The 19,755-nt window shown below is 70.6% G+C and carries 18 protein-coding genes; 7 read left to right on the forward strand and 11 right to left on the reverse strand.

Going from position 1 to position 19,755, the window contains the following annotated elements:
* Positions 1 to 72 precede the first annotated feature (72 nt).
* Positions 73 to 396, forward strand: coding sequence for a helix-turn-helix transcriptional regulator (locus tag HHX41_RS09270; protein ID WP_169982365.1), 324 nt, complete (start codon positions 73 to 75; stop codon positions 394 to 396).
* Here the strand turns inward: HHX41_RS09270 and HHX41_RS09275 are convergent.
* Positions 356 to 1,249, reverse strand: a complete 894-nt coding sequence (locus HHX41_RS09275) for a permease prefix domain 1-containing protein (protein ID WP_310741869.1) — start codon at positions 1,247 to 1,249, stop codon at positions 356 to 358. The two genes, HHX41_RS09270 and HHX41_RS09275, sit on opposite strands and share 41 nt — an antisense overlap.
* Positions 1,250 to 1,665: 416 nt before the next feature.
* Between HHX41_RS09275 and HHX41_RS41660 the strand changes: the two genes are divergently transcribed.
* Positions 1,666 to 2,214 (forward strand): YetF domain-containing protein, encoded by a 549-nt coding sequence (locus HHX41_RS41660; RefSeq protein WP_220503872.1) that lies wholly within the window; start codon positions 1,666 to 1,668, stop codon positions 2,212 to 2,214.
* Between the two features lie 46 nt (positions 2,215 to 2,260).
* Here HHX41_RS41660 and HHX41_RS09285 read toward each other — a convergent pair whose 3' ends face one another.
* A complete protein-coding gene (locus HHX41_RS09285) occupies positions 2,261 to 2,557 on the reverse strand; it encodes a hypothetical protein (RefSeq protein ID WP_182905572.1) in 297 nt (98 codons plus the stop codon).
* Between the two features lie 734 nt (positions 2,558 to 3,291).
* Here HHX41_RS09285 and HHX41_RS09290 point away from each other — a divergent pair.
* The 3 genes from HHX41_RS09290 to HHX41_RS09300 all read left to right on the forward strand — a co-directional run bounded on the left by HHX41_RS09290 (position 3,292) and on the right by HHX41_RS09300 (position 7,279).
* Positions 3,292 to 3,762, forward strand: a complete 471-nt coding sequence (locus HHX41_RS09290) for a universal stress protein (protein ID WP_182905573.1) — start codon at positions 3,292 to 3,294, stop codon at positions 3,760 to 3,762.
* Positions 3,763 to 3,844: 82 nt separating this feature from the next.
* A complete protein-coding gene (locus HHX41_RS09295; protein WP_182905574.1) occupies positions 3,845 to 4,726 on the forward strand; it encodes a universal stress protein in 882 nt (293 codons plus the stop codon).
* A 150-nt stretch (positions 4,727 to 4,876) separates the two neighbouring features.
* Positions 4,877 to 7,279, forward strand: a complete 2,403-nt coding sequence (locus HHX41_RS09300) for an ExeM/NucH family extracellular endonuclease (protein WP_182905575.1) — start codon at positions 4,877 to 4,879, stop codon at positions 7,277 to 7,279.
* A gap of 55 nt (positions 7,280 to 7,334) precedes the next feature.
* On the opposite strand, the gene ctaD is transcribed toward HHX41_RS09300, so the two are convergent.
* Positions 7,335 to 9,023, reverse strand: coding sequence for a cytochrome c oxidase subunit I (gene ctaD, locus HHX41_RS09305; RefSeq protein WP_182905576.1), 1,689 nt, complete (start codon positions 9,021 to 9,023; stop codon positions 7,335 to 7,337).
* 122 nt (positions 9,024 to 9,145) lie between these two features.
* Between ctaD and HHX41_RS09310 the strand changes: the two genes are divergently transcribed.
* Positions 9,146 to 9,511 (forward strand): co-chaperone YbbN, encoded by a 366-nt coding sequence (locus tag HHX41_RS09310; RefSeq protein ID WP_169982374.1) that lies wholly within the window; start codon positions 9,146 to 9,148, stop codon positions 9,509 to 9,511.
* 93 nt (positions 9,512 to 9,604) lie between these two features.
* On the opposite strand, the gene HHX41_RS09315 is transcribed toward HHX41_RS09310, so the two are convergent.
* Entirely contained in the window at positions 9,605 to 10,957 is a 1,353-nt protein-coding gene (locus tag HHX41_RS09315; protein WP_310741870.1) for a class II 3-deoxy-7-phosphoheptulonate synthase, read from the reverse strand.
* Positions 10,958 to 10,968: 11 nt separating this feature from the next.
* Positions 10,969 to 12,216 (reverse strand): FAD-dependent oxidoreductase, encoded by a 1,248-nt coding sequence (locus tag HHX41_RS09320; RefSeq protein WP_182905577.1) that lies wholly within the window; start codon positions 12,214 to 12,216, stop codon positions 10,969 to 10,971.
* Between the two features lie 129 nt (positions 12,217 to 12,345).
* Between HHX41_RS09320 and HHX41_RS09325 the strand changes: the two genes are divergently transcribed.
* Positions 12,346 to 12,513, forward strand: coding sequence for a hypothetical protein (locus HHX41_RS09325; RefSeq protein WP_169982377.1), 168 nt, complete (start codon positions 12,346 to 12,348; stop codon positions 12,511 to 12,513).
* A gap of 2 nt (positions 12,514 to 12,515) precedes the next feature.
* On the opposite strand, the gene HHX41_RS09330 is transcribed toward HHX41_RS09325, so the two are convergent.
* From HHX41_RS09330 to HHX41_RS09355, 6 genes are all read right to left on the reverse strand, one after another.
* A complete protein-coding gene (locus HHX41_RS09330; protein ID WP_169982378.1) occupies positions 12,516 to 13,520 on the reverse strand; it encodes a phosphotransferase family protein in 1,005 nt (334 codons plus the stop codon).
* Between the two features lie 9 nt (positions 13,521 to 13,529).
* Positions 13,530 to 14,426 (reverse strand): aldose 1-epimerase family protein, encoded by an 897-nt coding sequence (locus HHX41_RS09335; protein ID WP_310741871.1) that lies wholly within the window; start codon positions 14,424 to 14,426, stop codon positions 13,530 to 13,532.
* A gap of 443 nt (positions 14,427 to 14,869) precedes the next feature.
* On the reverse strand, positions 14,870 to 16,192 hold the full coding sequence (locus HHX41_RS09340) for a GH1 family beta-glucosidase (protein ID WP_259400795.1): 1,323 nt from the start codon (positions 16,190 to 16,192) through the stop codon (positions 14,870 to 14,872).
* Positions 16,193 to 16,196: 4 nt separating this feature from the next.
* Positions 16,197 to 17,381 (reverse strand): 2-oxo acid dehydrogenase subunit E2, encoded by a 1,185-nt coding sequence (locus HHX41_RS09345; RefSeq protein WP_182905580.1) that lies wholly within the window; start codon positions 17,379 to 17,381, stop codon positions 16,197 to 16,199.
* Positions 17,378 to 18,355, reverse strand: a complete 978-nt coding sequence (locus HHX41_RS41665; RefSeq protein ID WP_169982382.1) for an alpha-ketoacid dehydrogenase subunit beta — start codon at positions 18,353 to 18,355, stop codon at positions 17,378 to 17,380. Before HHX41_RS41665 ends, HHX41_RS09345 begins: the two co-directional genes overlap by 4 nt.
* The gene (locus HHX41_RS09355) at positions 18,352 to 19,275 is read right to left on the reverse strand and encodes a thiamine pyrophosphate-dependent dehydrogenase E1 component subunit alpha (protein ID WP_182905581.1); all 924 of its coding nucleotides are present in this window, start codon (positions 19,273 to 19,275) and stop codon (positions 18,352 to 18,354) included. The genes HHX41_RS41665 and HHX41_RS09355 overlap by 4 nt, the downstream gene beginning before the upstream one ends.
* Positions 19,276 to 19,755: the final 480 nt, after the last annotated feature.

The raw sequence follows: 19,755 nt of genomic DNA on the forward strand, positions 1-19,755 counted from the left end.
GCGTAGGCTGTCTATATATAGACAGCCTACATATAGACTTGGACGCATGAGGAACCGGGATAGGCTGCGGGCGTGAACGCCGACGCGCTCCGGGGCCATATGGACGCCCTGCTGCTCTCCGTGCTGGAACGGGAGCCGCTGCACGGATACGCGATCATCGAGGCGCTGCGCGAACGCAGCGGCGGCGCCCTGGACGTGCCGACGGGCACGGTCTACCCCGCGCTGCGACGGCTGGAGAGGGCCGGGCTGCTCGCCGGCGAGTGGGCCTCCGACGGCGGGCGCAAACGGCGGACCTACCGCCTCACCGACGCCGGGCGCAAGGCGCTGGCGGGGGAGCGGTCGGCCTGGCGGTCGTTCACGACCGCGATAGGGAGGGTTCTCGATCCGCTGCGCTGAGCGCGGAGATCGCCCTGGTGCAGCGCAGGCAGTGCGCCGCGTTGTACAGCTGCCAGACGGAGAACGCGTCGCTGACCAGGGCCACGGCCAGCCCGGGAAGATAGTCGGTGAAGCCCGCCGGGCCCTGCGCGGCCGCCGCCAGCATCAGGCCCATCGCCCCGACCAGCGGCGTCTGGATCCAGACGAACAGGCCCAGCCACCGGGTGAGCCGCGCGGGATGCCGGACGCGCCGGATCCCCCGGCCGAGCGCGAGCAGCGCGAGGCCGCCCACCACCCCCACGCCGAGCTGGAGCAGGTCCACCGTCCTGGCCAGCAGCCCGAACCAGTCCGGCTTGACCTGCTCGACTCGCATGGTCTCGGGGAAGACCCGCCAGATCACCGACCACAGGAACGCGGTGAGCGGCACGCTGAGGAACAGCAGCGCGGCCGTCCGCCTGCCCTGGCTCACCGCCAGTTCCCCCTGGAAACCCGGCGCGATCTCGGGCACGGTCCCGAAGTCGGCGACCGCCAGCCGCTCGGCCTCGGCCCGGGGCAGGCCCTCGCTCTCGTACGCCTCGGCGGCGTCGAGCAGGCTGTCGCGCGCCTCGGCCAGCAGGTCGCGCTTGGCGCCACGAGGACCCCGCAGCGCATGGCGCATCGACGCGACGTACTCGTCGACCGGACCCGCGTTCCCCATCGTCCCTCCCCGTTCCGCCGCCAGCGTACGGCCGGGAGGTCCGGGGCGCATCAGGGTGATCCCTGAGCCGTCGCCGCGAAGCCCGGGCCGCAGCCGGCAGGCCATGGCGGTCGCGAGGCCGCGATCCCCGCGGGAGGCCAGATCCGCGCCGAGCAGGAACCTCCACCGGTCACTCACCGGGCCACGCCCCGTCGGGGATGCGGCAGCTGTCTGAGAAGGCACCGGGCCGTTTGAGGGGGCCGAACGGGCATCCTGCTGCCATCTTCCGTGAGGCCGTTGGAGAACCATCCGGGCCCGTCGCGACCTGCTGCACGAAGCCTCGGCCGAACACGAGAGGGCCACGTTTCGTAGATCATGGGCAGGGTAGATCCATGCCACGCTGAGCCGCCTGAACGGGAGGCTCATCCGGCCACGGGCAAAGCCTCACACGCGTTCTGGGCGGTAGCCCGGCACACCGTACCGTGATGGCTGTTTCGGCGATGTCGCGTGAAGTCGGGGCCAATGAACGTGGACAACGTCGCAATGATCGACGCCGGGGGCGACGGCAGGACTTTCGGCGCCGTTCGGGGCCGGCCGGGTCTGGCATGAGCGGTGTGCTCGATGCGCTGGTGGGCGCTCCGGAACGGGCGTTGCTGGCCGCAGTCAAGGTGTTGGCGCTGTTCGTTACCGCGGTAGTGGTGTTCCGGCTTACCGGGCGGCGCGCGCTGGCTGAGCTCGCCCCGTTCGACTTCGTCACGGCCGTCGCGGTCGGAGCGCTCATCGGCCGTACCGCGACGGCGACCGACGCCTCCTGGCTGGACGGGGCCGCCGCTCTGATCGCGCTGCTGCTCGCCCATCTCGTCGTCGTCCGCCTGCGCTTCCTCCCCGGGATACGTCGGATGGCCGACCCGCCGCCGCGCCTGCTCGTCCACGACGGCGTGGTGCAACAGCCTGCCCTGCGCCGCTGTGGAATGACGCGGCACGACCTTGACATCGTCTTGCGCCAGCATGGCGTCACCGAGTTGGCGGCCGTACGCCTTGCGGTATTCGAGCCGAACGGTGCGATTTCCGTCATCGCACGTACGGAACAAGGTGGCCCGGCAGACGGGCACGACTTGCCGAGCACGACCGGCCCAGGTGGGGCCGACGGACGGGACACCTGAGGAACAGTCGCTTCCCCGCGTCGTGCGGGTCACAGCACGCGATGGGTCAGAAGACGCGTCGTGACACGATGCCGCTGCCGACATTGTGTCCGCACCACAAGTCGAAACACTCGCCTGGGCGCAGGTATTCGGCGGCCTTGTCGTCGATGACGAGTATGGTCACGATGTGGTCTTCGTCCCCCGGGCTCAACGGCTTCCAGTCGTCGGTTGTGATCGCCGCGGCGAAGGGCCAGCGGTGGATCACGTCTCCCTCCCGATAATGTGCGCTGACTGTCAGTGACTGTGTGCGGTGCGGCAGTGCGTGGGGCAGGCCGCCCTTCTCGGAAGGCAGGAGCGTGATCAACGCTCTTACTTTCATCCTGGTCATCGGCTGCGACCTCCTATTGCCGTGCGGCCCGTCCGAGCCGTGGTCGTGCTCTGCCGGCCAGTGCCCGGAAACCTCGCGCGGCGAAGGCGCGTGTCGCTTGTGCCACACGTTCGCTGAGCGGGTCGTCAGCTCCTGTGATGCCGAGGATGGCCTGTACGGCGCCTTTCGCCACCCGTCGTTCCTGTCCACCGTGGTCGCGCACATGCGCCTCGGCAGATATGCCGGACTGACTGAGGTGGCCGCCGACCGGAGCCGGCGGCCCCCGCCTATGCCAGGAATCTACGGAACGACTCGTCGTGAGGCCCAGGGGAACCCGTAGGTCGCCGGCAGCGGCGGCGGGGTGGCGCGCACCAGGGTGATCCTGAGCCGGGACCGGGAAGGCCGGGCCGAAGGTCCCACGCGGTGCGAGCCGTACGGCACTGCCGCCGCGGGCCGTCGTGCGGTGTCCTTGTGCCGTGGCAATGAACGGGCCTGTGGTCGTCCCCGGATCGGCAAAGCGGCGTACCGGCACGGTCGAGCTTCGCGGATACGCTGTTCTCGGGTGCGGCCCAGCCCCCCAAAAACATGGGCCTGTCCCTGCTGGGGCCGGAGGTACAGGCGGGTTTCCTGGGTACAGGGATGCTCGTGGGCGGTGTCTTCTGACCGTTTCGCCGCGGCAACATCCTGTTAACCCTGGTCGGCGAGACTGAGAGCGGAGAGCGAGGCGGAACGTGAACCAGCCGAAGATCGTGGTGGGCATCAACGGGTCGATGGCGTCGCAGGCCGCACTGCGGTGGGCCGCCGCCGAGGGGGCGCTGCGCGGCGCGCGGGTCGAGGCGGTGTACGCCTGGGAGTGGACTGGCGGGCTGCACGCCCACTACGCGCCGATCGCGAGCCGCACCTCACGGGAGGACGAGCGCAGGAGAGCGCTCGACGTCGCCGACCAGGCCGTCGCCGAACTCGGCGACCGCCACGTCGAGCCGGTGGTCGTCGAGGGGTCTCCGGCCCAGGTCCTGCTGCGTGCGACCGAGGGCGCGGACCTGCTGGTGCTGGGGGCGCACGAGGCCGAGTCCGAGCCCTACCCCGTGCTCAACCCGGTCGTCTCCGCCTGCCTGCTGCGCGCCAGGTGCCCGGTCGTCGTCGTGCTGCCCGGCATGGAGCACGACCGCCGTCCCGGGGTGCTCGCCGGCAGCAGATCCTGATCCTCCCCGGGGCCGGATGTCCCGCCGGTCTCGGGACTTTCCGCCCTGCCGGGCCGTGCGGCCCGCGGCGGAGCATGAGGATATGGAACCCAACAGCCCCGCCGGCGGCCCGGACGCCAACCCCGGGATCGTCGTCGGGTACGACGGCTCCGACTTCGCGATGCAGGCGCTCGACTGGGCGATGGACGAGGCGGAGTACCGGGACACGCCCATCACGGTCTGCCACGCGTGGCAGACGCCGTACGGCGCGGGCGACGAGGAGGCGCGCAAGTCGCTGCAGCACGCGGCCGAGCACGTGCTGTGGCACGGCGCCGAGTGCGCCCGGCAGTGCACGAGCGGCGTCCGCGTGCGGGAGGACCTGTTCGAGGGGCCGGCCTCCGACCGGCTCGTCGCGCTGTCGGAGACGGCCGACCTCATCGTCGTGGGATCGCGCGGGCTGAGCGGCGCGGCGCGCCGTGTGATGGGCTCGGTCGCGGGACACGTGGCGACGCACGCGCTCTGCCCGGTGATCGTGGTCCGCGGCGCGGGGTCGCTCCCGCACCGCAGGCACCCCGGTCCGATCGTCGTGGGAGTCGGCGGCGGCGACGACCACGTCCTCGCCTTCGCCTACCGCGAGGCCGTCCTGCGCGCGCTGCCGCTGATCGCGGTGCACGCCTGGCGCTACCCGGCGGCGGTGTGGAGCGCGGGCATGGCGCCCATGGTGATGTCCGATGTCCCGGGCCGGGAGGCCGTCGAGGCGCTGGAGGCCGCCGTGGAGCCCTGGCGCGCGCGGTACCCGGACGTGCACACGCTGCTCCAGCCGGTCGAGGGTCCCGTGCTCGACGTGCTGGCCGACACCTCTCCAGGCGCGACCATGCTGGTCGTCGGCGCGACCCGCGCCAGGGGCGTGCTCGGCAGGCTCGGGTCGGTCACCCGGCCGCTGATCGACGCGGTCACCTGTCCGGTGGCCGTCGTCCGGTCCTGACCGGCCGGGACCGATCCATGCCGAGGCGGGACGCGCAAGGGCAGCGCGCGTACGTTAGCGACGTCAGGTAATCGGCAAATTCATACAAGTTTGTGATAAAGACACTTATTGGTCCTGGTGTCGCGGTGGTCTACCCCTAAAGTCCGGGACATGCGTGCTCTATCCCGGGCCTGTCCCGATGACCGCTCCGGCGCCCGCGCGATCGCCGTGCTCGCGGCCGCCGGTCTCCTGGCCGCCGGCGTCGCGGTCATGTCGCCGTCGCCCGCCTCGGCCGAGCCGGGCGACGTCGTGATCAGCCAGGTGTACGGAGGCGGCGGCAACTCCGGCGCCCCGTACACCAACGACTACGTCGAGCTCTTCAACCGCGGCACCGCCGCCATCTCGCTGGACGGCTGGTCCCTCCAGTACACGAGTGCCACCGGGACCGGCCTGTTCGGCTCCCAGAAGCAGAACCTGTCGGGCTCGCTCGCCCCGGGCCAGTACCACCTCGTCCAGCTGTCCGCCGGATCGACGCCGAGCGGCGCGCTCCCGGCCCCCGACACCGTCGGCACCCTCAGCCTGAGCGGCACGGCCGGCAAGGTCGCCCTGGTCCGCTCGGCCACGGGCCTGGCCTGCAACGGCGGCTCCTCGCCCTGCACACCGGAGCAGACCGCGCAGATCGCCGACCTCGTCGGGTACGGCACGGCCAACTACTTCGAGGGCACGGCGGCGGCCCCGGGCCTGAGCAACGCCACGGCCGCGGTGCGCGCCGGCGGCGGCTGCGCGGACACCGACGACAACGCCGCCGACTTCGCCGCGGGCACGCCCGCGCCGCGCAACACGGCGACGCCCCCGGCTCCCTGCGGCGCCGTCTCCCCGTCGCCGTCCGCGACCCCCTCTGCCTCGCCGTCGCCGTCGCCGTCGCCGACGCCGACCGTCGACCCCTGCGAGGTGCCGGCGAACCGGCAGATCGCCGAGGTCCAGGGCAGCGGAGACGCCTCCCCGCTCGTGGGGCAGACCGTCCGGGTCGAGGGAATCGTGACCGGCGACTTCCAGGAGAGCGGCCAGCAGAGCGGCTTCTACTTCCAGGACGCGACGCCCGACGCCGACCCGGCGACCTCCGACGGCCTGTTCGCGTTCGCCCGGGCGACCGTGAAGGACGTCAAGGCGGGCGACCGCGTGCTCGTCACCGGCCGGGTCACCGAGTTCAACGGGCTCACCGAGCTGTCCCCGGTCACGGCGGTGGACGTGTGCGGCACCGGCACGATCACGCCCAAGGTCTACGACCTGCCGCGGGCCGCCGGCGCCACCTTCGAGCCGTACGAGAACGTGCTCGTGACCTTCCCCGAGCCGCTGACCGTGACCGACCACTACAACCTCGGCCGTTTCGGCGAGGTGACGGTCGCCGCCGGCGGCAGGCGCTTCCAGCCGACCGACCGGCCCGGCGTGGACCCCGCGCTGGACGCCCGCAGGTCGCTGCTGATCGATGACGGTTCGAACACCGAGAACCCGGCCACGATCCCGTACACGAGTCCGGAGGTCGTGCGGCTCGGGGACACCGCGAAGAACGTCACCGGCGTGCTGAGCTACGGCTTCGGGGCCTACCGGCTGGAGCCGACCAAGCCGATCACGTTCACGCGCACCAACCCGAGAAAGCCGGCGCCCGCGCCGGTGGGCGGCAACGTCCGCGTGGCGAGCCTCAACACGCTCAACTGGTTCACCACGCTCGACTCGCGCGGCGCCGACACGGCCGAGGAGCAGCAGCGGCAGCTCAGGAAGATCGTCGCCACGCTGAAGGGCCTCGACGCCGACGTCGTCGGGCTCATGGAGGTCGAGAACAACGGGCAGACCGCGCTCAACGCGCTGGTCGCCGCCCTGAACGCCGAGGTGGGCGCGGGCACGTACGCCGCCCTGACCCACCCCCACCCGGGCACCGACCTGATCCACGTCGCGGCGATCTACAAGCCGGCGCGGGTGCGCCCGGTGGGCGAGACGCTGTCGTCCACCGACCCCGTCTTCCGGCGTCCGCCGCTGATCCAGACCTTCCGCCGGACGGGCGGCGGGCAGCCGTTCACGCTGCTCGTCAACCACTTCAAGTCGAAGGGCTGCGACGAGGAGGCGACCGGCGGCGACACCGACCAGGGCAACGGCCAGGGCTGCTACAACGCCGAGCGCGTACGGCAGGCCAAGGCGGTGCTCGGCCTCATCGGCTCGATGGACCTGCCGAACCCGCTGGTGATCGGCGACCTCAACGCGTACGGCGAGGAGGACCCGATCGACACGCTGGAGGAGGGCGGCCTCACCAGCCTGTCCAAGCGCTTCGTCCCCGCGGCCCAGCGCTACAGCTACCTGTTCGACGGGCTGTCCGGCGAGCTCGACCACGCCATGGCCGGCGAGCAGCTGGTCAAGCGGGTGACCGGGGCGACGATCTGGCACGTCAACGCCGACGAGCCGCGCATCCTCGACTACAACCTGGAGTACAACCCGCCGAGCCTGTACCGGCCCGACGCGTTCCGCTCCTCCGACCACGACCCGCTGCTGATCGGGCTCGACCTGCCCGGTGGTAAGCACTGACGACCCCGCACGCGAAGGGCCCCCGGCGACGGGGGCCCTTTTCTGTAAAACGGGTCTATTTCGCGTCGGGATCGACGAAGTCCCGCTTGGTCTCCGGCGGCTCACCCGGCGTGCCGCCCAGACGCGGATAACGCAGGTCGAAGGCGGGCCGCTCGGAGCGGATCGGCGGGATCGACACGAAGTTGTGGCGCGGCGGCGGGCACGACGTCGCCCACTCCAGCGAGTTGGCGGTCCCCCACGGGTCGTTCACCGTCACCTTCTCCCCGTGCCGCGGGGTCCACCAGAGGTTGTAGAGGAAGGGCAGGGTGGACAGCCCGAGCAGCAGGGCGCCCACGCTCGACAACTGGTGCATCCAGGTGAAGCCGTCGTGGGGCGAGTAGTCGCCGTACCGCCGCGGCATGCCCTGCGTGCCCAGCCAGTGCTGGATGAGGAACGTCATGTGGAACCCGATGAACAGCATCCAGAAGTGGATCTTCCCGAGCCGCTCGTTCAGCATCCTCCCGGTGAACTTCGGCCACCAGAAGTAGAAGCCGGCGAACATCGCGAAGACGACGGTCCCGAACACCACGTAGTGGAAGTGGGCGACCACGAAGTAGGTGTCGGTCACGTGGAAGTCCAGCGGCGGCGACGCCAGGATCACCCCGGTCAGCCCGCCGAGCAGGAACGTCACGAGGAACCCCACCGACCACAGCATCGGCGTCTCGAACGTCAGCTGGCCCCGCCACATCGTGCCGGTCCAGTTGAAGAACTTGACCCCGGTCGGCACGGCGATCAGGAACGTCATCAGCGAGAAGAACGGCAGCAGCACCTGCCCGGTGGCGAACATGTGATGCGCCCAGACGGTCATCGACAGCCCGGCGATCGCGGCCGTCGCGCCGACCATGCCCACGTACCCGAACAGCGGCTTGCGGCTGAAGACCGGGATCACCTCGGTGACGATGCCGAAGAACGGCAGCGCGATGATGTAGACCTCCGGATGGCCGAAGAACCAGAACAGGTGCTGCCAGATGAGCGGCCCGCCGGTCGCCGGGTCGTAGATGTGGGCGTGGAACTTGCGGTCGATCTCCAGGGCCAGCAGCGCGGCGGCGAGCACCGGGAAGGCCAGCAGCACGAGGATCGAGGTGAAGAACACGTTCCACGTGAAGATCGGCATCCGGAACATCGTCATGCCGGGAGCCCGCATGCACATGATCGTCGTGATGAAGTTGACCGAGCCCAGGATCGTCCCGACGCCGGACAGGGCCAGGCCCATCACCCACAGGTCCCCGCCGAGCTGCGGCGTGTACGGCGCGGCCGACAGCGGTGTGTAGGCCGTCCAGCCGAACGTCGGCGCCCCGCCCGCCCAGTACGACCCGAGGACCATCAGGCCGCCGAAGAGGAACAGCCAGAAGCTCGCCATGTTCAGCCGGGGGAAGGCCACGTCGGGTGCGCCGATCTGCAGCGGCATGATCGCGTTGGCGAACCCGGCGAACAACGGCGTCGCGAAGAACAGCAGCATGATGGTGCCGTGCAGCGTGAACAGCTGGTTGTACTGCTGCAGCGTGACGAACTGCATGCCGGGCTCGAAGAGCTCCGCCCGGATGACCAGCGCCTGCACGCCGCCGATGAGGAAGAAGACGAACGTGGCGATCAGGTAGAGGTTGCCGATCACCTTGTGGTCCGTGCTCGACAGCCATGAGGCGATCCGGGCGCCGGGACCCTTCGGGGCCGTCAGATCGGACGGCCGTACGGCATGAGTCGTCATCCGGGTGCTCCTTCTACGTCAAGAAGGTCTCCTGCCCAACCACGCGATACGCATCGCGAAATGGAATGCTTGGATTGTCCGGCTGGTTATGCCCGCTGAAGACCGAGCGAAAGGAGTCGCCCGTGGCGACCATCGAGGTAACCGAGAAGAACTTCAACGACATCGCCGACAACGGCATCGTACTGCTCGATTTCTGGGCATCCTGGTGCGGCCCCTGCCGGTCCTTCGCTCCGATCTTCGAGAAGGCGTCCGAGGAGCACGCGGACATCACCTTCGGCAAGATCGACACTGAGGCTCAGCCGGCCCTGTCGGAGGGCTTCGAGATCACCGCGATTCCGACGATCATGGCGATTCGTGACGGCATCGTGGTCTTCGCCCAGCCGGGCGCGTTGCCCGCGCCGGCGCTCGAGGACCTGATCCGGCAGCTGCGCGCGCTCGACATGGACGCCATCCGCGCCCAGATCGAGGCGGAGGCCAAGAACAGCTGAGGGGCCGCCCGGCAGACGAAACCGCCGTCACCCGGTCCGAGTGATCGGAGGGCGACGGCGGTATCAGACAGCCGGAGGTACGGAACGGTTCCGTCAGCTCGAGCGGTACAGCTCCGCGACGCGGAAGGCGAGGTCGAGCGACTGGCCGCGGTTGAGGCGGGGGTCGCAGGCGGTCTCGTAGCGCAGCGCCAGGTCCTCCTCCACGATCGCGTGCCCGCCGCCCACGCACTCGGTGACGTCGTCGCCGGTGAACTCGATATGGATGCCGCCGGGGTGGGTGCCGAGCGCGTGGTGGACCTCGAAGAACCCCGCGACCTCGTCCAGCACGTCGTCCAGGCGGCGGGTCTTGTGCCCGCTCGGCGCCTCGAAGGTGTTGCCGTGCATCGGGTCGCACACCCAGGCCACGGTGGCGCCGCTGGCGGTGACCTTCTCCACCAGCGTCGGCAGCGCGTCGCGGACCCTGCCCGCGCCCATCCGCGTGATGAAGGTGAGCCGCCCGGGCTCGTTGTCCGGGTTCAGCTTGTCGATCAGCGCGATGGCCTCTTCCGGCGTGGTCGTCGGGCCGAGCTTCACGCCGATCGGGTTGCGGATGCGGCTGAAGAACTCGACGTGGGCCCCGTCGAGCTGCCGGGTGCGCTCGCCGATCCACACCATGTGCGCCGACACGTCGTACGGCTGACCCGTACGGGAGTCGATCCGGGTGAGCGCCCGGTCGTAGTCGAGGATCAGGGCCTCGTGGGAGGAGTAGAACTCGACGGTGTGGAACTCCTCGGGGTGGGCCCCGCAGGCCCGCATGAACGCCAGCGCCTGGTCGATCTCCCGCGCCAGCTGCTCGTAGCGCCGCCCCGCCGGGGACTCCGCGACGAAGTCCTGGTTCCACGCGTGGACCTGGCGCAGGTCGGCGTAGCCGCCCTTGGTGAAGGCCCGCGCGAGGTTCAGCGTGCTCGCCGACGAGTGGTAGGCCCGCAGCAGCCGGTTCGGGTCGGGACGGCGGGCCTCGGCGGTGAAGTCGAACCCGTTGACCATGTCGCCCCGGTAGGCGGGCAGCTCGACGCCGTCGCGGACCTCGTTGGGCTTGGACCGCGGCTTGGCGAACTGCCCGGCGAGCCGGCCGATCTTGACGACCGGGACGCGGCCCGCGTAGGTCAGCACGATCGCCATCTGCAGCAGCGTCTTGAGCTTGTTGCGCACGTTCTCTGCCGTCGCGCCCGCGAAGGTCTCGGCGCAGTCGCCGCCCTGCAGGACGAACGCCTCGCCGCGCGCCACGGCGGCCATGCCCTCCTTGAGCTGGTCGCATTCGCCGGCGAACACCAGCGGGGGCAGGGACGCCAGCTCCGCGACGACCTTGTCCAGTTCGCCGCGGTCGGGCCAGTCCGGCTGCTGGGCCGCGGGCAGGTCACGCCAGGTGTCCAGGGCACGCGAGGTGTCGGGGTTCGATGCGCTCACGGTCACCAAGGTTATTGCACCCCGTCCTGTGCGGCCCCCTCCCTGTCCACTTGCTGAGATCTTTTTTCTTGCGCAGTAAGCCGCACGTGCTCGGGCAGCACACCGAGCCCGATGAACCGGGGCAGCAGCGAGCGCACCACCGGCACGCGGGTGAGGTCGGGGATCCGCGCCACCGGACCGGCGAGGGCCGGCCGGATGATCCGTTCCTGCACCACCCGCTGCGCGGCCTGGACGACGGCCGTGGGCGCCTTCCTGCGCCGCTCCACCTTCGCGAGCAGCCCGGCGGGGGCCCGGCCGCGCAGCAGGGCCGGCCCCACGATGTTGGCGGTCGCGACGGCGTCCTGCACCGCGAGGTTGATCCCGACGCCGAAGACCGGCGACATCGCGTGGGCCGCGTCGCCGATCAGCAGCAGCCCGGGTAGGTGCCAGCGCGTGAGCCGGTTCAGCTCGACGCTCAGCACGCCCACCTCGTCGAAGCCGTGCAGCTCGGACGTCCTGCCGCCGAGGAAGGGCAGCAGCCGTTCCACCTCGCGGCGCAGCCCGTCGACGCCCCCCGCCTCCAGCGCGGCGAAGCCGCCCTTCGGGATGACGTAGGCGAGCTGCCAGTACGTCTCCCTGTTGATCGCGACCATGAGCCGCCCGGCCGACGCCCGCAGGAACGGCTGCCCGGGGTCGCCCGCCGCCCGCGGCAGCCGGAACCAGACGACGTCCATCGGCGCGCCGAACCGCTTCGGCGCGAGGCCGGCCGCCCGCCGCACGTCGGAGTGCCGGCCGTCCGCGGCGACCGTGAGGACCGCCCTGATCTCGTGCTCCTCGCCCCGCTCGTCGCGGTAGCGCACGCCCCGGATCGCGCCGTCGTGCCGTACGAGATCGGTGACCCTGGCGTTCATCAGGAGATGGAAGCCGGGGTAGGCGCGCGCCTCGCGAGTGAGCAGGTCGAGGAAATCCCACTGCGGGACGAAGGCGATGTACCGATACCTCCCCGGCAGACGCCGCAGGTCGGAGATGGGCACCTCGCCGTCGTCGGTCCGCATCGACATGACGTACGCCTTGCGATGCGGCAGCCGGTGGAACGCCTCGGCCAGCCCGATCTCGTCCAGCACCTGGAGGGTCGAGGGATGGATGGTGTCACCGCGGAAGTCCCGCAGGAAGTCCGCGTGCTTCTCCAGCAGTGTGACGTCGACGCCCGCGCGGGCCAGGAGCAGCGCGAGCATGGCCCCCGCGGGCCCGCCGCCCGCGATCACGCATGTCGTCTCCATAATTCATCACCCGCTGAAATCATCTCACGCGGAGGGCCGGGCCGCCAGGGCCGGCCCGAAGTGGGCCTACCGGAGCGCATGCGGGACCGCTATTTTGTGATCAAAGGAGTCGGCCTTCGGGAGTTCGCTGTGAGTGCTCGTGTCAGCCACCTGCCGCGTGTCGCGGCCGGGGCGATGGTCCTGTCCCTCGTGGCGTCGCTGACCGTCGGAGCGCCCGCGGCACTCGCCGCGACCGCCGACTCCGAGCCGCACACCGGCAACGGGTGCGGCTCGCAGTCCCTCACACTGGAGGCGTGACCTCAGACGTGGGCGTGTTTCCGGGACCCCGCGCGCAGCAGGTCCAGGCACGCGGCCAGTGACCGGGTGGTGACGTCCCGGGTGGGGGCGTAGGCCTCCTCCGGATACTGCCGGGGGCCGTCCTCCACCAGCATGATCAGGTAGAGGTAGACCCGGTAGAGGGCGATCCGGACGCGGGCGGCGTGGTCCAGCCTCACCGGGCCGGCCTCCTCCCGGTAGCCCGCGAGCATCGGATCGTCCTCGCGCAGTTCGCCGAAGATGGTGGGGGTGACGAAGTCGGCGAGCGGGTCGCCCCAGAACGCCCTCTCGTGGTCGATGAGCGCCTGGACGCGCTTGTCGCCGTCCAGGAAGACGTTGCCCGGCCACAGGTCGAAGTGCACCAGCGACGGGGTGGTGACCTGGTCGAGGACGTGCGCGTTCATGTGGACGAGCCCGACGATCTCCACGATGGTCGCCGGGAGCCGGGTGTTGTAGTGGACGGCGTCGTCGAGCAGGGCGCCGATCATGACGAGGAAGGCCTCCCGCCACGTGCGGCCGGTCAGCCCGGCGTACGGGTAGCCGAAGGCGCCCGTGCCTGGGATCGCGTGCAGGCGGGCGAGGTGGCGGCCGAGTTCGAACCGCAGCGCGCCCTCCTCCGCGGGGCTGACCGTCGTCCGGTTCCACGGCACCCCGTCGAGGGCGGACAGGACGAGGTAGTCGCCGCCCAGCACCGGATCGTCGAACGACGCCCGGAGCAGGGCGGGCATCGGCAGCCCCACGGGCTGGGCGAGGTGGTAGACCATCGCCTCGGTGCGCAGCAGGTGCCGTTCGTAGGTCAGCAACCGCAGGTCGGGCGGCGGCCCGAGCTTGAGCACCACCTCACGTCCGTCGTCGAGGCCGAGCCGCCAGACGGCGTTCGCGTAGCCGTCGGCGAGCTCTTCCGACGAGGCCAGCCCGCAGCCCAGCGCGTCGCGGGCGACCTCGTCGAGTTGTGCGGGGGACAACCGCCTCTTCGTCCTGCTGTCCATTCGGTCTTCTCAGTCTTCCCGGGTAGGAGTGGGGACCGCGATGGTCCACGTGGCCTCGTGCTTGTCCCCCGGCTGCAAAACGATCAGGTCGGTGCCCGAGTTGAACGCGTCGGGCGGGCAGGTCATGGGCTCAACGGCCAGTCCCCTGTGGCCGAGCCCCGTGCCCGTGCAGATCTGGACCCACGGCATCACCGCCGGGTCCCAGGTGAGCTCCACCCCGCCCTCGGGCCCGAGCACGCGCACGCGCCCCTCCGTCACGCCGGCGAAGGCGTGGTCGACGGCGGTGTCCCCGATCACCCGCGGCGTCCGGAAGTCGTAGGGCGTTTCCGCGACCTCCACCAGGTCGGTGGGGGCGAGCAGGTCGTCGGTGAGCAGCACGCGCCCGGCCGGCAGGCCGAGCTCGTAGGCGGTGACGTCCGGCCCGGCCAGCAGCCACGGGTGCGGCCCGCAGCCGTACGGCGCCGCCGTCTCGCCCACGTTCTGCGCCGTCAGCGTGGTCGACAGGCCCTCCTCGGACACCGAGTGCCGCACCCCCAGGGCGACCCTGTGCGGGTAGCCCTCGGTGGGCTCCACGACGTGCGTCAGCCGTACGTGGCCGTGGTGGTCCTCCACCGACAACAGCTCCGCGCACTTCCAGTCGAGGCCGGCGACGAGACCGTGCAGGGCGTGGCCGCGGTCGGGCTCGTTGACCGGCAGGTGACGGCGCTGTCCGTCGAAGACGTACGTGCCGCCGACGACGCGGTTCGGCCAGGGAGCGAGGATGGTGCCGCTGTAGTACGGCACCGGCCCGCCCTCCGGCCAGCTCGTCACCAGATCACGGCCATCGTGGCGCAACACCCGGAGGGCGCCGCCCCGCTCGCTGATCGTGGCCTGGTAACCGCCGCCGGCAATCGTGTAATCGGGCACGGGGGAGTCCTCTCGCTGACGCGTCGTCAAGAAGTGGGTCATCTGACGGTATGCAGGGACCTTATCCCAGCTCATCGCCCTTGATCCAAGCGGGGTGCATCAGTTGTGGGAGCGCTCCCATAGACGGTAAAGCTAAGTCTTTTCGTCGGACGCGTCAACTTAATCTCAGGATTATCGTGTAGATCGGTATAACGGCACCGATTTGCCGCAGACCGGATCTCGCGTGCACGTGCATGGGCGAATGTCCACCGGTCCGTGCTGAAACTTTCAGCTCCTCCGCGCAGCCGTCACCCCCGTGATCTCGCAGTGCGAGATCACGGTAGGTGCCCGTGCGGGTCGCGTGGCGGGGGCGTCGAGATCGTGCAAGATCACGACAGGTATAGGTGCTGGTCAGCCCGTGGCGGCGCGGCAAACTGCACGATCACGCGGGGGCTGCGTGGTTGTCAGCGCAGCTCGCCGCTCTTCACGACGTCGCGGTACCAGAGCGCGCTGTCCTTGGGCGTGCGCTTCTGCGTCGTGTAGTCGACGTGCACGATGCCGAACCGCTGGCTGTATCCCTCGGCCCACTCGAAGTTGTCGAGCAGCGACCAGACGTGGTAGCCCTCGACCTGCGCGCCCGCCTCCATCGCGCGGTGCACGGCGCTCAGGTGGTCGCGCAGGTACGCGATCCGCCGATCGTCGCGGACGCGGCCGTCGGCGTCGACCCCGTCCACGACGGCCAGGCCGTTCTCGGTGACGACCATCGGCACGCCGGGGTAGTCCCGCTGCACCCGGACGAGGATGTCGTGCAGGCCCTCGGGGTAGATCTCCAGCCACTCGGCCTGGGCCCGCTCGTGCAGGAAGACCCGCTCGCCCTTGCCGTCGACGAAGACCGGGGTGTAGTACTGCACGCCCAGGACGTCGATGGGCTCGCTGATGATCCCGAGGTCCCCGTCCAGGATGTGGTCGGCCATCGGGCCGCGCTCGGAGATCCAGCGCAGCGTGTCCTCGGGGTAGCGGCCCTTGAAGACGGGGTCGAGGTAGAGCCGGTTCTCCAGCCCGTCCTGGTGGCGGGCCGCCTCGCGCGCCTCCGGCGTGTCGTCGGCCGGGTAGGTGGGGTGCAGGTTGAGCGCGGGCCCGATGCGGCGGCCCGGGTGCCGCTCGTGCAGCACGCGGGAGGCGAGACCGTGCGCGAGCAGCAGGTGGTGGCAGGCGACGAACGCGCGCGCGTCGTCCTTGAAGCCCGGCGCGTGCTGGCCGAACCGGTAGCCGCAGTCCACCACCGTCTTGGGCTCGTTGATCGTCAGCCAGTCCCTGATCTCCAGGGCGTCGAAGCAGATCCCGGCGTACTCGGCGAAGCGCTCGGCCGTGTCCCGGTTCTCCCAGCCCCCCCGGTCCTGCAGCTCCTGCGGCAGGTCCCAGTGGAAGAGCGTGGCCATCGGCCGGATGCCGCGCTCGGCCAGCCCGTCGACGAGCCGGCGATAGAAGTCGATGCCCTTCTGGTTGGGCTTGCCCGATCCGGTCGGCTGGATCCGCGGCCAGGCGATGGAGAAGCGGTAGCTGCCCAGGCCCAGATCGGCGATCAGGTCCAGGTCCTCGTCGTAACGGTGGTAGTGGTCGGCGGCGTGCTCACCGCTGTCGCCGTCGCGCACGTTGCCGGGGACCGCGCAGAACGTGTCCCACACCGAGGGCCCGCGGCCGTCCTCCGTGGTCGCGCCCTCGATCTGGTACGCCGCGGTGGACGCGCCCCAGACGAAGTCGGCCGGAAACCGTGCGGGTGAGTTCATGGCTTCATCCATTCTCGGTGAGGAAACGCGCGGGTGTTTCGAGCGCCGTGCGGAGCTCACGGAGGAACTCCGCGGCATCGCGACCGTTGATGTAACGGTGGTCGTATGCGAGGCCCAGTGTGGCGGTCTTGCGTACGGCGAAGCCTGAGCCGTCTTGCACGACCTCCGAGCGCGGCGCGGTCAGCGACAGCGCGCACGTCTGGCCGGGGAAGACGATCGGGACGGCGAACACGATGCCGTCGTGCGTGTGCAGGGTGAGCGTGATGGCGCCCCCCCGGAGATCGCGTTCCCGGAACGACCCGGTGAGCGCGGTCGTGCGGAAACCGGCCAGGTCGGCGGCGATCTCGGCGAGCGTCCGGTTGCCGGCGTCGCGGACGACCGGGATGAACAGCCCCTGGCCCACGTCGACCGTCACGCCCACGTCCGCGGTGGCGGCTCTTCTGGCGCGCGGGCCGGGCCCGGGCTCCGCGAAGAACATCGGGAAGCGGTCGAGCAGCCCGCCGGCCGCCTTCACCACCATCTCGGGCAGGCCGACCAGGGCGCGCAGCCGGCGGGTGAGGTCGCGGGCGAGCGACACGACCTCGGTCACGTCGACGTTCATCGCCGTGAAGGCCGCCGGGATCTCGCGCCGGGACCGCTCGACGACCTCGGCCGTCCGCTGCTGCGCCCGCGACAGCGTGATCCACCGCGCGTCGTCGTCCCCTGCCGGGGCGTCGTCCGCGACGGCGGCGGGGGAGGGCTCCTGCTCGCCGAGCAGTTCCTCGACGTCGCTCCGCCTGATCACCTTCCGGCCGAGGGCGTACACCCGCTCCATGGCGATGCCGTGCGCCTCGATCAGGTCGCGCGCGGGCGCGGTGACGACCACCCCGGTGGCGTCGCCGGGCGGCGCAGGAGTGTCCGGCCCGTGCGGGTTTCCGTCCGCGGTCTCCTCGGCGGCCTTCCGAACGGGCTCGTCCACGCTCCCGAGCAGGCGGGCGATCACCTGCCCCGGCTCGCACTCGGCCCCCTCGGCGACCAGTCGCCGCAGGACGCCGTCCGCCGGGGCCTCGACCTCCTCCGTCGCCTTGGACGTCTCCAGCAGCACGATCGGCTCGCCGTCCCGCACCGCCCGCCCGTCCTCGGCCAGCCACTCGACCAGGATGTACGACGTGTCGTTGTTGTTGAGCTTGGGTACGCGGAACTCGGTCACGACAGCGCCTCCTTCACCGCGGTCCGGATGCTGTCGGCCTGCACGAGCACCTCACGTTCCAGATGGGGGGCGGCGGGGATCACCCGGTCCGCCGAGTTGATCAGCGTGATCGGGCGGCGCAGGCGGTCCCACAGACGCGGGTAGAGCACCGTGGCCACCTCGGCCGCCCAGGTGCCGCCCTCGGTCCCGTCGTCGACGACGCAGACGTGCGGCGCGTCCTCCAGCCCCGGCAGCCGGGGTACGGGGTAGAGCTGGGCGGGCACCAGCAGTTCGCAGACCAGGTCGTCCTCCAGGAGCAGCGTCCGCATGGCGTCGAGCGTCCGGTGAACGAGCCCGCCGTGGGTGACCAGCGTGCAGTCGGGCCGGCCCGCGCCGTCGAGGTACACCCGCGCCACGTCGTCCACCAGCTCGTACCGGAACAGGTCGTCGACGCGGTGCATCTGCCGCGTGTACAGGACCTTGTCCTCGAAGAACAGGCAGGGCCGGCCGAGGCCGAACATCCGGGCGAACAGCCGGCCCGCGTCGTGGAACGGCGTCATCTCGAACAGGGACAGCCCCGGTACGCCGATGAAGTGCTTCTGCGGGTTCTGGCTGTGGGTCGGGCCGTAGCCGCGGTTGCCGCCCGTGGGGCAGCGCACCACGAGCGGCACCGGCACGGGCCTGCCGTACATCGAGGTGGACTTGGCGGCGAAGTTCGTGATCTGGTCGAACGCCAGTGCCACGAAGTCGGCGAACATGATCTCGACGATGGCCTTGTCGCCGGCCAGGGCCAGCCCGGCCCCGACCCCGGCGATCGCGCCCTCGCTGAGCGGCGTGGACCTCACCCGCGAGCCGAACCGGCCGGACAGTCCCCGGGTGACCTTGAACGCGCCGCCGTACGGGTCGCTGACGTCCTCGCCCAGCAGGTGGACCGAGGGGTCGGACTCCATGAGATCGTGCAGCGCCTGGTTGAGATGCTCGGAGACCCTGGTCACGCCGCTCCTCCCGGCCTTGTGTGGGGCCGGGCGGAGACCTCGGCGACCACCCGCTCGACGAGCTCTCGCTGCTCCCGGTCGATCCGGGCGAACCGCTCGGGCTCGGCCGCGGCGTACCGGTCGTACCAGTCGGACTCCGCGGCCCGGCGGATCTCCTCCGGCGGCCGGGTGTCGTCGCCCTTGCTGTGGGGCCCGAGGCGGTGCGTGGCGAACTCGACCACCAGCGGGGACGGCTCGGCCCTCACGGCGTCGATCAGCGGGGCGAGGACCTCCCTGATCTCACCGGCGTCGGTGGACGAGACGTGGTGATGGCGGACGCCGAAGGCCGCCGCCCGGGCGGCGATCGTGCCCGCCATCTGCGCGGACGTGGGGGTCGACTGGGCGATGCCGTTGTGCTCGACCACGACCAGCAGCGGCACCCTCCAGAGGGAGGCCATGTTCAGCGCCTCGTAGACGGCGCCCTCGCCCCAGGTGCCGTCCCCGATGTACGCGCAGGCCAGCGCACCCGTGCCGGCCAGTTTCAGGGCCACCCCGGTCGCCACGGGCAGGCTCTCGCCCTGGACGCCCGTGGACAGGAAACGCCGGTGGTAGATGTGCTGACTGCCGCCGACGCCTCCGCACAGCGCGCCCTCCCGCCCCATGATCTCGGCGAGCAGTCCGTGCGGGTCGGGATGGCGGGCGAGGAAGTGACCGTGCCCCCGGTGGTTGCTGAACACGAAGTCGTCGTCGCGGAGCAGGGCCGACAGCGCGACCGGGATGTACTCCTGTCCGAGGCAGGTGTGGGTCGTGCCGCTCAGCACACCCTGCTCGAACAGGTGGAGCAGGGCGCGTTCGAAGTGCCGGATGAGGAGGAGTGAGCGGAGATCCCCGTCGTTGAGGGTATGCCGCGAGCTCCGGGCCGGTGCAGCGGTGACGATCACAGGTGGTCGGCTCCTGGTGCGTCTCTGGTCGAGGGCGCGCTCGACGCCGGGCTTCGCTGCCAGGGACAGGAGCACCCATGTTGGGAGCGCTCCCACGGAGCGTAGGTCCGGTAAGAGGCCTTGTCAATGCCTGGCGATACGGACGATTTGGGAGAGTGTGACCACATTGTTCGTGATCTGCGGCAATATACTCACATTCCCCGCCTTGGGGCTAATAACGGACAGAAACTTCCATGACACTTGACGAATGAAAGTCCTGATCCCTAGCCTCCACTGCCGTGGGAGCGTTCCCACTCATGCGTCCGAAATGGGGGTACCGGCGCGAGCGGCAATGGGTTCCGTGCCGCGCCAGGCACCAGGCAGGAAGCTCACCGGCGGTGATTCCGCCGCCGGGTCGTTGGCCGCCCGCGTCTTCGCATCGATTCGCCGGCGTACCGGGGCGCAGAGCGCACAAAGGAATGCCATGTTCTTAATGCAAAT

Origin of the sequence: Microbispora sp. H13382 (assembly GCF_014161445.1) — a bacterium.
GTDB lineage: Bacteria > Actinomycetota > Actinomycetes > Streptosporangiales > Streptosporangiaceae > Microbispora.

Coding starts and splice junctions, on each gene's coding strand:
- HHX41_RS09295 (WP_182905574.1), top strand. CDS start 3,845: ATGGAACCCAACAGCCCCGCCGGCGGCCCGGACGCCAACCCCGGGATC.
- HHX41_RS09300 (WP_182905575.1), top strand. CDS start 4,877: ATGCGTGCTCTATCCCGGGCCTGTCCCGATGACCGCTCCGGCGCCCGC.
- ctaD (WP_182905576.1), bottom strand. CDS start 9,023: ATGACGACTCATGCCGTACGGCCGTCCGATCTGACGGCCCCGAAGGGT.
- HHX41_RS09320 (WP_182905577.1), bottom strand. CDS start 12,216: ATGGAGACGACATGCGTGATCGCGGGCGGCGGGCCCGCGGGGGCCATG.
- HHX41_RS09330 (WP_169982378.1), bottom strand. CDS start 13,520: ATGGACAGCAGGACGAAGAGGCGGTTGTCCCCCGCACAACTCGACGAG.
- HHX41_RS09340 (WP_259400795.1), bottom strand. CDS start 16,192: ATGAACTCACCCGCACGGTTTCCGGCCGACTTCGTCTGGGGCGCGTCC.